Here is an 11,990-nt window from a genome sequence, read left to right as displayed (position 1 = left end):
CGGACGATTGGAGCGTGCGTATCACCATCGAACACGACCTGAAAATAACCATGCGCGACGGCGTCTTATTGAATGCCGATCTCTATCTTCCGGAGGAGTCAGCCGGACCCGTTCCGGTGCTCATCCGGAGAACTCCCTACGGTAAATCCGGAAATCCCGGCGGCGCTTCCGTGGACGGCCTGCGCATGGTGCGCGCCGGATACGCGCTGCTGGTCCAGGACGTCCGCGGCCGATTCGGCTCCGGCGGCACGTTCGAGCCGTACTGGAACGAGGCCGCGGACGGCGCCGACACCGTGGCCTGGGCAGCCGCGCAGCACTGGTGCGACGGCTCGGCAGGCCTGTTCGGGCGCTCGTACGAGGGCATGTCCGCGCTGCTCGCGGCCACGACGGGGGCGCCCGCCCTGGGCGCGGTGGCCCCGCAGGTGGCGGGCTCCGGATTCGACGAGGGCTGGACGTACCAGGGCGGCGCGTTCCAGCTCGGATTCGTCCTCCACTGGGTCCTCTACGATCTCCTGCTCACCGGCGCCGGCCTCGATTCCGCGGCCGTACGAGAAGTCGGGGATGCCGTGGACCGCATGGACGCGCTCTACCGTGATCCCGCACAGGCGGCGGAACTCCTCGACCGGCTCGCCCCCTATTACAGGGAGTGGCTCGCCCACCCATCCGGCCACGCGTACTGGCGCCGGTCCGCACCGCGCGAATCGTATGCCTCGATAAAGGTGCCGGTACTGAACATCACCGGCTGGTACGACATCTTCCTGGCGGGCGCCCTGGAGAATTCCACCGCGCTCCCCGGCACCGACCTGGTCGTCGGCCCCTGGTCCCACTGCGTCACCGGCGGCATCTTCCCGCAGCGGCGCTACGGGCTCGCCGCCGACGAACAGCACCTGGACGTCACCGGCCTCCACCTCGCCCACTTCGACCGCCACCTCCGACGGCGGCCCCCCGCCCGCGAGAGCTCCCCGGTACGGCTCTTCCTCACCGGCGCCGACCAGTGGCGCGACTTCCCCGCCTGGCCGGTCCCCGGCACCCGCCCGTACGCCCTGCACCTCGCGGGCCGCACCCTCGCCGAGGCCCCGGGCCGCCCCGGCAGCGACGTCCTGCGCCACGACCCGGCCGACCCGGTCCCCACGACCGGCGGGGCCACCGCGCTCCCCGGCCAGTTCACCGGGGGCGACTGCGGCCCGCTCGACCAGCGGGAGGTGGAGCGGCGGCCCGACGTGCTGTGCTGGACGACACCGCCGTTCGACGCCCCGCTCACCGCGGTCGGCGACGTCGAACTCACCGTGTACGTCACCCCGGACGCCGCCGGCGCCGACGTGGCCGGCAAGCTCGTCGACGTCCACCCGGACGGCCGGGCGGAGATCCTCACCGACGGCATCCGCCGCCTCGCCCCGGCAAGCCGGAGCGGAAGCGGGGACGGGAGCGGCGCAGTGGCCGAGGTCCGGGTGCGCCTGGGCGCGATCGGCCACGTCTTCGGAGCGGGGCACCGCATCCGGCTGGAGATCGCCGGCAGCAACGCGCCCCGCTTCGACGTACACCCGAAGGCGGTCGCCCACCACACCGTGCACCATGGCGGCGACCACCCCTCACGCCTGCTGCTGCCGCGGCTCACCGACGCCTGAGCCGGCGTCCGGGCCGGCCGCCGACCGGACCGCGTCCGGGTGGAAGACCGACAGGTCCGCGACCGGCTCGATCCGCCGCCCGGCCTCCCAGTGCGCGCGCCGCAGCCGGCGCAGCTGGGACTTGGTCAGGCGGGTGCTGTGCTGCGGAATCGACCGCACCATGCGCGCCCGCTTGGCCGAGACCGGGTAGCGGTCGCGCACCTGGTAGGGGTCGTTCAGCAGATGGTGCGCGGTGCCCGTGTGGAAGGCGGCCTTCAGCAGCGCGTAGTACGCCGCCGCGCCCACCCCCTTGGCCTGCGCGCAGTGCACCAGCGTCCTGGACGCCTCGAACAGCCGCCACGCCACGGGAACGGCGGGCGTGGTGAACACCCCGGTCTCCTGCGCGATGCCCTCCCCCACCCCGTACCGGAAGTAGCTGCGCATGTTCGCGAAGCCGTGCTGCGCATCGTGGAAGATCCGCGCCTGCGGCAGGTAGACCACCGGAATGCCGGCCAGCTGGAGCCGGAAGTCGAACTCCCGGTCCTCGCACCAGTGGATCAGCTCGTCGAAGTGGTAGCCGCCGATGTGGTCGACGATCGCCCGGTTGTAGACGAGCGGCGGCGACAGCGCACTGACGTAGTCACCCTCGTCGAACTCCCGTACGCGGGCGGTGAGCTTGCTCAGCAGGCCGTCCGACTCCCCGTACACCACCTGGCCCTTGACCACCGGCTCGGTGAGCACGGCGCGCACCATCATGCGCACCACACCGGGGGCGAAGGTGCAGTCGGAGTCCATCAGCAGCAGGTACTGGTTGTCGGTGGCGGCGGCCCCGGCGTTGTAGGCCGCGCCCAGATTGCCGACGTCCTCGATCTCGGTGACCGTCAGCGGCCTCGGGTGCTCCGCGATCAGTTTCCTGACCGCGTCACTGGGCCCGTTGAGCGCCAGCACGATCTCGACGTCCTCGTCGATCGACTCGATGCAGTCCGCGATCCGCAGATCATCCCGCAGGGCGATGATCACACTGGTCCGCGCGATGCCCTTGTCGACCGCTTCCTCGTCCACCGGCACGGTGGCCATCGAACTCTCCTCGCTGTGCGTAGAGCTGGGGGTAAAGATGTGGGTAGAGGTGTGGGTAGAGGTGTGGGTAGAGGTGTGGGTAGAGGTGTCCTGGTTCACCGCGCGCTCACCCGGTCTGGTCCTTGAACCGGATCGGCAGTGCGGCCAGCGTGCGCTGCGCGATCGACTCCGCCTGAGCCCGGCCGGGGGCGTACGCGATCACCCCGGCCAGCACGTCGGCCCCGCCGCTGTACGGGGGAAGCACGGTCCCGGGGCGCAGTTCCGTACCCCAGAACGCGTCGTGCACCCCGGCCCGGCGCACCACGTCCTGGGGATTGCCGACCCACTCCACGACCCCGCCGTCCACCGGCAGGAAGCGCTGGACGGCGGCTCCCTGACGGGTCGGCACCAGTTCGGCGGGCTCCAGCGGCCGGCCCAGCGCCAGCCGGACCACGTTCGGCAGCGGATCGACCCCGGTGGCCAGCCGCATCACCTCGGTGGCGATCCGGGCCCCGGTCAGCCGGCAGGTGATCTCCAGCAGCACCACCCGGCCGTCCCGGGTCCGCAGGATGTCGGTGTTGATCACCGCCGGGTCCAGGCGCAGCGCCTCGGCGCCGCGCCGCACGGTCTCGGCGACCTCCGCGATCTGCTCCGGGGTGAGCCGGCTGGGGAGGGTGTCGCCGCCCTCGAAGAAGTACGGGGCGAACTCCTCCTTCCGCCCGTACTCGCGGTCCGCGAAGCCGATCGTGTGGAAGGCCCCGTCCACCATGAACCCGGCGAGCGTGTGCTCGGTGCCCTCCAGGAACTCCTCGACGACGATCCGGCCGCCGGGGCTCAGCCGCAGTGCCTCCGCGGCCAGCTCCCGTACCGCGTCGGCCGACTCCACCTTCACCACGCCCAGCGAGCCGGTCTGGTCGCTGGGTTTGATCACGGCCGGCAGGCCCACGTCGGCGACCGCCCGTACGGCCTCGCCCACGCTCTCCGCCACCGCGTGCCGGGGCATCGGCAGCCCGGCCCGGCGCAGGATCGCCAGCCGGCGGTCCTTGAGCGTGCAGTCCAGGGCCGTCTCCAGCGGCAGCCCGGGGCAGCCGAAGCGCCGGGCCAGCGCGCTGACCACCGGCGGGTTGTCGGCGCCGAGCGAGAACACCCCGTCCAGCCGGTCGATGCCGGCCGCCGCGAGCTCGGCCAGCACCGCCACCGTGTCGTGGGGGTCGCACACCAGCACGGTGTCCGCGTTCGCCCGGACCCGGGGGGTGGGGCGGTCGGTGGCCACCACCACGTCCAGCCGCATGGCGCGCAGTTCGGCGAGCGAGTGGTCCATGCCGGAGCCGAGGCCGCAGACCAGGACCCGGTCAATCACGGCCGCCCCCCGATCCCGGCGCCGCCCCCGGACCCGACCCCGAGCCCGGCGCCGACCCCGGACCCGTCAGGCCGATGACCTGGAACACCTCCGCGTACCCGGACCCGGAGGTGACCGCGCCCCGGTACCGGGCCAGGCCTCGGATGCCCTCGTCCCAGGCGGCGTGCCGCAGCTGCGAGCGGTAGCAGCGCATCGCCTCGACCTTCGCGTCGATCTGCCCGCCGATCTCCTCGGCGTACTGGAACCGGGCCATCGGCGCCCACACCTCGTACCCGAGCACCAGGTGCGGCGCCGGCATCGGCCGCGCACCGGCCTCCTGGAAGAAGGACGACTGCGCCATCCACAGCGCCTCGGTGGCCAGCTGGTGCACCATCCGGTGCTCCACGTCGTCGTCGTTGTCGTGCGGCAGGTACACGACCTGCGGCCGGACCTCCCGCAGGACCCGTACGAGATCCAGGTGGACCGCGCGCGTCAGCCGGAAGTCCCGCGAGGGCTCCTCGAAGCGGACCACGCGGTGCACCCCGAGCGCCTTGGCGGAGGCGTCGGTCTCGGCCGCGAACTCGGCGTCGCTCACCTCGTCGTCGAGCGCGCTGCGCTCCCGGCCGATGACGATGACCACGGTCACCCGGGCCCCGTCCCGCACGTGTTTGGCGATGGACCCGCCGCATCCGATGACATCGTCGTCGGGGTGCGGCGCGACCACGAGCACATCGGTCACCTCGGTCACCGGCGTCATCCCCGCGCCTGGGGGAGGAGCCCGGCCCAGTCCGCCCAGCGGGTGGTCAGCTCGATGCCCTCGGCGAAGCCCACCGATGCCTCGAACCCGAGCCCCTCGCGGGCCGCACCGAAGCGGGCCCGGGCCTCGGAGCGGTACAGCTCCAGCTCCCAGTCGGGGACCGCGCCCGCGTGTGCGTCCGGCCGGGCGCCGCCGAGCCCCCGCATGGCCCGTACGGCGTCGAAGAAGGCGCCCCAGCTCACCGGTTCGCCGTGGCCGACGAGGAAGCGCCTGCCCGCCACGCCTTCCGCCGCGACCGCGCGCAGCGCCGCCTCCGCCACGTCGTCGACGTACACGGCGTTGCACGCGCCGCCGTCCCCCGCCGGGAGCTCCGCGAAGTCGCCGGGCTCCCGCAGCAGCTGGGCGGTGGTCCACTGGCCGGCCCACGGTCCGTAGACCACGCCCGGCTGCAGCACCACCGTCTCCAGACCGTCGCCGTCGGCGGCCAGCACGGCCTGTTCGGCGGCCAGCTTCTGCTGCTCGTACTCCCGGTCCGCCGGGTCGGCCGGGCGTGCCGGGGAGTCCTCGGTCAGCTCGCCGGCGCCGGTGGCGTCGTACACGTCGATCGTGCTCAGGTGCACCACCCGCCGTACGCCGGCCTGCCGGGCGGCCTCCAGGACGTTCGCGGTGCCCTCGACGGTGGCGGCCCAGCGGGTGGCCTCGTCGCCGTCGCTGCCGAAGGCGCAGTGCACCACCGTGTCGCAGCCGGCGAACGCCTCGCGCAGGCTCTCCACGCTCAACAGGTCGCCGCGCCGGAACTCGATCCGGTCCTGCGGCAGGACGGACAGCCGGGCCGCCCGACCGAAGCCGCGGACCACCGGCCGGATGTCGGCCCCCGTGGTGAGGGCGAGCCGCTCGACGAGCCGGCCGCCGATGAACCCGCTCGCGCCGGTGACGGCGACCGTACGGCCGTCCAGCGCGGTGGTGGAGTCCGTGTGCTCCCCGGTGGTCCAGGGCTGCGGCATGGGCCGGCGCACGGCCTCCCCGTAGCACTCCTGGATCAGCTCCACCACGCGCACGCCGTCGGCGGCGCCCGAGTGCGGGGCGGCGGCGCCGCGGCAGGCGGCGGCGAAGTTGCCGAGCTGCTCGGTGAAGAGCAGCTCCCACTCGTCCTGGGCCGGGGCCACTGCCTCGACGTCGCCGCGGTGCAGCTCCTTGCCGTCGGAGGTGATCAGGGTGCACTCCCCGGCGGGGAAGTCGGTGCCGATGGTGACGGTCGCCTCGGTGCCGACGACCTTGCAGGCGATGCCGAGGTCGCGCAGCCTGCTGAACTCGGTGAACACCTCGACTCCGGCGAACCGCAGGTGCGCCGAGGCGTCGGTCTCCACGCCGCCCAGCGAGTTGTCCTCGTACGAGACGACCTCGACGTCCGGGCCGAGCCACCACAGCAGGGTGTCGAAGACGTGCGAGGCGGTGTCGGTGAGTACGCCGCCGCCGGCGAGCCGGCGGTCGAACATCGACCAGGAGACGGGCTCCCAGGCGTACGGGTGCCCCTCGGTCCACTCGACCCGGCGCACCTCGCCGAGCCCGCCCTCGCGGATCAGCCGGTGCACCCACGCGTACGCGGGGAAGAGCCGGCGGGGGTGCGCCATGGCCAGCACGGTTCCGGAGTCCCGGGCGGCCGCCTCGGCGGCCGCTGCCAGTCGGCGGGCGTCGGCGGCCGAAGTGGTCATGGGCTTTTCCAGCAGGACGTGCTTGCCCGCGGCGAGCAGGGGTTCCACCGTCTCGGCGTGCTTGGTGTGCGGCACGACGACCACGGCGGCGTCGAAGAGGTGCGCGACCTGGTCCGGATCGGTGGCCAGGACGACCTGGTCGGCGTCGGCGCCGCCCAGCTCACGGTAGAGGGCGAGGGCGGCCTCGGCCTGGCGCGGGTCGCGGTCGACGAGGGCGGTCAGCCGCACGTCGCCCTTCAGCGGGGGCAGCGCGGGTATGTGGCAGCCGCGGGCGGCCGCGCCGCAGCCGACGATCGCGAGGCGCACGGGGGTCACGGGAGTCATGGAGTCTCCAGGGGTCGTTGCGGGGGAAGGGAGGGGAGAAGGGAGGGGAGAAGAGAGCAGATGCGAGAGGGGTGGGGCAGGGCTCACGGGGCGTGGTGGACCCAGACGTTCGGCTCGGCGTACGTGCCGTGACCGTCGTCCGCCACGCGCAGCGGCACCAGCCCGCCCGGGAGCGGGTAGTCGCCGGGCCCGGGCAGCGGATGCCCCAGGGCCTCCTCCCAGCGGGCCACCGGCTGCCGGATGACCAGCGAGCGTTCGGCGATCCCGAGCCGGCGGGCGCCGAGCTCCAGGTGGGTGCGCAGCCACGGGTCGAAGCAGCTGCCGTCGGGGCGGCGCCAGGCCGCGTACTGCTCGATCGGGATCAGCGGGTAGCGGGGCTTTCGGGTCGGCCGTACCGGGACGATCACCCCGCGCATGCCGCCGCGGGCGGCGGTCTGCCGGACGGCGGTGAGCAGCCGTTCGGCGTGGCCCGCGGCGCGGTGGTCGGGCGCGATGGAGACGGACAGCATGCACAGGGCGTCCGGCCGGTCCGGCGGTCCGTGGTCGACGGCCTCGACGAGCACGTCGTCGGTCCCCGCCGGCAGGCCTTCGGCGGTGCCGTCCCAGCGGACCGGTACCGCGTTGGCCGCCGCGGCCAGCCGGCCCTCCCCGTCCACCAGGCAGAGCTGGAGGGCGGGGTAATGGTCGTACATGCCGTGCCAGCGCCAGTTGCCGGGGGACTCCCAGCTCATGAATTCGGGCATGTTCGCGCCGGTCAGCCGGTCCGTCTCCGGCCGCAGCCAGGAGTCCCGGGACAGGTCGGTGAGGGTGAGGGACACCGGCGGGTCAGCCCAGCAGGCGGGTGTCGGCGGTGGCCCGCATCTCGCGGGAGCGGCGCAGGTCGGTGGTGACGCAGACCCGCTTGAGCCAGCGGTCGGTGCCGTCGTAGCGGGCGGTGAACGGCGGCCTGCCGTGCACGGCGCGGTGGTTGTCTATGAACAGCACGTCGCCCTCGTCGGCGACGACCTCGCGCATGCCGGAGTCGATCACCTTGCAGAGGGCGTCGTAGGCGCGCCGCGCGTCCAGGTCGTCCTCGGGGACGGAGGTGAAGTACGGGTCGAGGCGCATGTACGGGTCCACGCGCGAGCCGTACAGCAGCGGGCCGAGCGGGCGTTCGTCGATCATCTTCTGGATGGTCGCGAAGCGCGCCGCCTCCTCGGCGGAGCCGATGGTGTTGTTCTTGGGCAGGTGCGACTCGTCGGGAGCGATGTGGTAGCGCGGTTCGAAGAGGAGGTCGATGTCCTCGGAGGAGAGGGAGGACAGGTCCAGCTCGCCGACGGTGGTGGGCACGTGGTCGGGGTTGCGCAGCGCGCCGAGGATCAGGTAGTCGCTGCGGTACGGGTGGAACGCGTCCTCCGTGTGCCAGGTCAGCAGTTCCCTGCTTCCCATGCCGAGCTGGTCGTTCTCGTGCTCGCGGATCGGGAAGATGTCGTGCACGAGGTGGCCGTCCTGCTGGGTTGCCCAGCCGAACGGCTCGCCGAGTAGCGCCCCGTAGAGCATCAGCAGCAGCTCCTCGGCGAACTCCGGCCCCGGGCGGCTGCGGCCGCGCCAGTGGGCGGGGGTGGGGCCGATCCGCTCCGGGTCGAAGCGGTGCCCGCGGACGACGGCGTGGCCGCGCCGGTCGGCGAGCTTGAACTCGCGCAGGAAGCGCTGGGTGCCGAGCGGCAGCCGGGCCGCGAGCTGCGGCAGGTCGCGCAGCAGGGCGGGGTCGCCGAAGGAGGGGTGGGCGCGGGTGAGTTCCTGCGTGAGGGCGGCGGTGGCGGCCGCCTCGTCGGGGGTGAGGGTGTAGGCGAGGGTGCCGCCGGTGGTAGCGGTCTGGTCGGTGAGGTTCGACATGCCAACTCTCGATCTGGGTCTGGGTGTGCTGCTCGCGGTGATCACCGCGGGCCCTCGGTGTACTGCCTCGGCCACGGGTGTCCGGCGGATCACGGCCGGGATAGGACCGCCCGGCCTGCCCGGCCCGCCTGGACCGATCCGGCCCTGGTCCGGTCCTGGTCCGGTCGTGCTCCGCCGGACAGCCGTCATGGCCGTGGCCTGCCACGGCACTAGGGCTCGGTGGCGGGGCGGCTGCTGAGCGCCTCGCTCAGCAGCCGGGGGGTCGGGAGCGAGAAGAGCGCGCTCGCCCGCAGGCCGGCGGCGGCGGGGAAGCGCTCGCGCAGGCGCGTGAGCAGCCGCATGGCGAGCAGGGACTGTCCGCCGTGGTCGAAGAAGTTGTCGTCGGGCCCGAGCCGCGGCTGCCCGAGCACGTCCCGGAACATCCCGAGCACCCCGTCCAGCGCCTCGTCCCGCCGGCCGTCCGCCCGGACCGCGTGACCGTCCGTTCGGCCGCCCGGTTGACCGTCCGTTCGGCCGTCCGTTCGGCCGTCCGCCCCGGCCGGGGCGCCGCCCGCTTCGCCGGCCCACGTGGCCAAGGTGCGTTTGTCCACCTTGCCGTGGGGGGTCTTCGGGAGCGCCGCGACCCGGTGCAGGATGCGGGGGACCGCCCAGTCGGGGAGGTGCGCCGCGAGGCGGGCGACCAGGGCGTCGCGGTCGGCGGCGGGGAGCCGGGGGGCCGTGCCGGGCGGCGGGGAGAGCTCCGGATCGGCCGGGACCGTGAAGGCCCACAGCGCCGTGCCCGTGGCCGGGTCGGGGATGACCACGGCCTGGTCCACGTCCGGGCTCGCGCACAGCGCGCGCTCCACCAGCGCCGGCTCCAGCCGGTGGCCGCGGATCTTGAGCTGGTCGTCCACCCGGCCGAGGAAGACCAGGTTGCCCGTCTCGTCGAACCGCCCCAGGTCGCCGGTCACATACGTCCGGGCGCCGGGTCCGGCTCCGTACGGGTCGGGTGTGAACCGCCGCCGCGTGGCCGCCTCGTCGTCCAGGAAGCCCCGCGCCACCAGCGGACCGCCGATGTGGATCTCGCCGCTCTCGCCGGCCGGCACGGGGCACCCGTCCCGGCGTACGGTCACCAGCACGTCCCGCAGCGGCGTACCCAGCGGCACCTCCTGCGCGTCCGCGGGCAACAGCCCGGTGTACAGCGTGGAGCTGACGGTGCATTCGGTCAGTCCGTAGACGTGGGCGAGCGCGGCCGGCTGCCGGCGCTGCCACGCCCGGTACGGTTCCGGGTCCATCCGCTCGCCGCCGACCACCACCGTCCGCAGCCGCGGCGGTGTGGTCAGCCCCCGCTCGTCCAGCCAGCGGGCGTACTCCAGCCAGTACTGCGTGGACAGCTCCACCAGCGTCGCCCCCGTCGCGCCCGTCAGCTCGTGCAGCTCCGCGGGCTCCAGCGGCTCGCTGTCCGCCCGGCACACCACCGCCGCGCCGGCGACCAGCGCCGGGAAGACCTCCTCGATCACCACGTCGAAGCCGAGGGAGGCCACCTGGAGCCAGCGGTCCGCGGAGGTCAGCGCCAGGCGCTCGGTGACCGCGGCCGCGAACCGCCCCAGCGAGCCGCGCTCGACCACCGTTCCCTTGGGCCGGCCGGTGGAGCCGGACGTGAACAGGACGTACGCGACGTCGTGTTCGTCGGGACCGTCGGCGTCGGCGCGCCGTGTCCACCCGGTGTCCGCCCCGTCGGGTACGTACGCCCCGTCCGGTACGTACGCCCCGTCCGGCGCGTGCTTCCCGTCGCCGGCCCACACCACCGCCCCGACCCGCCGTACCAGGTCGTCCCGGGCCGGCCGCGGCAGGCGCTCGTCGAGCACCGTGAAGCCGGCGCCGCTCTTGAGCGCCGCGACCATGCCCAGTACCGCCCCGGCCGGGTCGCCGAAGGCCAGACCCACGATCCTGCCGGGCCCCGCGCCGCGCCGGGTGAAGGAGCCCGCCCAGGCGTCGGTGAGCCGGTCCATCGCCCGGTACGTCAGCACGCGCGCGGGGGTCACCAGCGCGGGCGCGTCCCCGTGGACCCGTACCGCCCGCTCCCAGCCGTCCAGGAAGTCCACCCGGCCGGGCACCGGCACCGGAGCCGGTGCGGCCTGCGCGCTCATCGGCCGGCCCCGCGCCCGCGCAGGAACGCCGACAACTGCGCCAGCCCCGCCCGGAAGTCCGCCTCGCCACCGCCGAAGCCCAGCCGGACCCCCTGCGGCACCCCGAAGGCCGTACCCGGCACCAGCAGGGTCCGGTGGCGTTCCAGCAGCTCCAGGCACCATCGCTCCACCGCCTCCGGAGGCGTCCCGGGCCGTTCGAGGGCGCGGATCACGGGGAGCGCGCTCACTCCGCCCTCCGGCTCCCGCCAGCGCACCAGGTCCTCGTGCTCGGCCATCCACCCGCGCAGGTGTGCCAGGTTGCGCCCGGCCTCGGCGGCCCGCGGTCCGATCAGCCGGTCCGCGCTCCGCATCGCCCGCTCGGCGACCAGCTCCACCAGCGGCGAGAGGAACAGCGTGGTCCGGTCGCGCAGCGGGAAGGCGGCCCGCAGCAGCTCCGGTTCGGCGACGGCCCAGCCGACCCGCAGCCCGGGCAGGCCGAAGGACTTCGAGAAGGTCCCGTAGGACACCGTCCGGAGCGCGGGCCCGTACAACGTGCCCGGGTCCGGCAGCACGTCCCACCGGTGCGCGATCTCGGCGGTCGCCGCGTCCCACACCAGCACCGCCCCGGCCTCCGCCACCGCCGCGGCCAGCGTCTTGAGGCCCTGCGGCGAGAGGGTCGCTCCGCTCGGGTTGTGCGGGAAGTTGACGATCACCGCGGCCGTCCCGGGCGTCACCAGGGAGCCGAGCACCTCCGGGTCGACCTCACCGTCGCGCACGGCCACCGCCGGCAGTACCGCCACCTGGCAGCCCGTCTCGCGCGGGTAGTGGCCGAGCGAGTGGTAGACGCCCTCCTGGACCACCACCCGGTCGCCGGGCCGCAGCAGGGTGCTCAGGGTGAGGGAGATGGCCTCGCTGGACCCGTGGGTGACCAGAATCCGGTCGGCGTCCCCCGCGGCGTACCGGTCGGCGATCGCCTGCCGGATGCCGGCCCCGCCCTGGGAGACGCTGTCGTCCATGACGACCGCGTCGAGGTCCTCCTGCCCGATGCCGCACATCTCGCGTATCTCGGCGAAGGTGTACGGGCGGACGCCGCTGGAGCTGATGTCGTACAGGTCGGGACGCAGGTGCCGGCGGTACCACTCCTCCAGGACCGGAGGCTCTTCCCTGGACGTCTCCCACTGCGGACGCAGACTGCTCATGGCTGTGCAACTGTCC

At 74.0% G+C, this 11,990-nt stretch carries 9 protein-coding genes; 1 reads left to right on the top strand and 8 read right to left on the bottom strand.

Annotated elements, in window-relative coordinates:
• Positions 1 to 14: 14 nt before the first annotated feature.
• Entirely contained in the window at positions 15 to 1,625 is a 1,611-nt protein-coding gene (locus tag ACFWU6_RS03380; RefSeq protein WP_383799580.1) for a CocE/NonD family hydrolase, read from the top strand.
• Here ACFWU6_RS03380 and ACFWU6_RS03375 read toward each other — a convergent pair.
• From ACFWU6_RS03375 to vioD, 8 genes are all read right to left on the bottom strand, one after another.
• Positions 1,590 to 2,681, bottom strand: coding sequence for a glycosyltransferase (locus ACFWU6_RS03375; RefSeq protein ID WP_383799583.1), 1,092 nt, complete (start codon positions 2,679 to 2,681; stop codon positions 1,590 to 1,592). The genes ACFWU6_RS03380 and ACFWU6_RS03375 overlap by 36 nt on opposite strands.
• A 106-nt stretch (positions 2,682 to 2,787) precedes the next feature.
• Entirely contained in the window at positions 2,788 to 4,020 is a 1,233-nt protein-coding gene (locus ACFWU6_RS03370; protein ID WP_383799585.1) for an acetyl-CoA carboxylase biotin carboxylase subunit family protein, read from the bottom strand.
• Positions 4,013 to 4,756 (bottom strand): PIG-L deacetylase family protein, encoded by a 744-nt coding sequence (locus tag ACFWU6_RS03365; protein WP_383799587.1) that lies wholly within the window; start codon positions 4,754 to 4,756, stop codon positions 4,013 to 4,015. Before ACFWU6_RS03365 ends, ACFWU6_RS03370 begins: the two co-directional genes overlap by 8 nt.
• Positions 4,753 to 6,792 carry an NAD-dependent epimerase/dehydratase family protein gene (locus ACFWU6_RS03360; RefSeq protein WP_383799590.1) on the bottom strand — a complete coding sequence of 680 codons (2,040 nt, stop codon included), beginning with the start codon at positions 6,790 to 6,792 and terminating at the stop codon, positions 4,753 to 4,755. The genes ACFWU6_RS03365 and ACFWU6_RS03360 overlap by 4 nt, the downstream gene beginning before the upstream one ends.
• A gap of 83 nt (positions 6,793 to 6,875) precedes the next feature.
• On the bottom strand, positions 6,876 to 7,610 hold the full coding sequence (locus tag ACFWU6_RS03355) for a hypothetical protein (RefSeq protein ID WP_383799592.1): 735 nt from the start codon (positions 7,608 to 7,610) through the stop codon (positions 6,876 to 6,878).
• 7 nt (positions 7,611 to 7,617) lie between these two features.
• Positions 7,618 to 8,667, bottom strand: coding sequence for an arginine beta-hydroxylase, Fe(II)/alpha-ketoglutarate-dependent (vioC, locus tag ACFWU6_RS03350; RefSeq protein WP_383799595.1), 1,050 nt, complete (start codon positions 8,665 to 8,667; stop codon positions 7,618 to 7,620).
• 209 nt (positions 8,668 to 8,876) lie between these two features.
• Complete coding sequence (locus ACFWU6_RS03345; protein ID WP_383978062.1) at positions 8,877 to 10,796, bottom strand: non-ribosomal peptide synthetase; 1,920 nt, start codon at positions 10,794 to 10,796, stop codon at positions 8,877 to 8,879.
• Positions 10,793 to 11,974, bottom strand: a complete 1,182-nt coding sequence (vioD, locus tag ACFWU6_RS03340; protein ID WP_383799601.1) for a capreomycidine synthase — start codon at positions 11,972 to 11,974, stop codon at positions 10,793 to 10,795. The genes ACFWU6_RS03345 and vioD overlap by 4 nt, the downstream gene beginning before the upstream one ends.
• Between the last annotated feature and the right edge of the window lie 16 nt (positions 11,975 to 11,990).

It is taken from the genome of Streptomyces sp. NPDC058674, from assembly GCF_042716505.1.
In the GTDB taxonomy this organism is placed as follows: Bacteria; Actinomycetota; Actinomycetes; order Streptomycetales; family Streptomycetaceae; genus Streptomyces.
Note: the sequence above shows the minus strand (reverse complement) of the source record. Positions and strands in the feature narration are given on the sequence as shown.

What these genes read in the sequence shown, in the direction of transcription:
- ACFWU6_RS03375 (WP_383799583.1), bottom strand. Translation starts at nt 2,681, where the DNA reads ATGGCCACCGTGCCGGTGGACGAGGAAGCGGTCGACAAGGGCATCGCG.
- vioC (WP_383799595.1), bottom strand. Translation starts at nt 8,667, where the DNA reads ATGTCGAACCTCACCGACCAGACCGCTACCACCGGCGGCACCCTCGCC.
- ACFWU6_RS03360 (WP_383799590.1), bottom strand. Translation starts at nt 6,792, where the DNA reads ATGACTCCCGTGACCCCCGTGCGCCTCGCGATCGTCGGCTGCGGCGCG.
- ACFWU6_RS03365 (WP_383799587.1), bottom strand. Translation starts at nt 4,756, where the DNA reads ATGACGCCGGTGACCGAGGTGACCGATGTGCTCGTGGTCGCGCCGCAC.
- vioD (WP_383799601.1), bottom strand. Translation starts at nt 11,974, where the DNA reads ATGAGCAGTCTGCGTCCGCAGTGGGAGACGTCCAGGGAAGAGCCTCCG.
- ACFWU6_RS03345 (WP_383978062.1), bottom strand. Translation starts at nt 10,796, where the DNA reads ATGAGCGCGCAGGCCGCACCGGCTCCGGTGCCGGTGCCCGGCCGGGTG.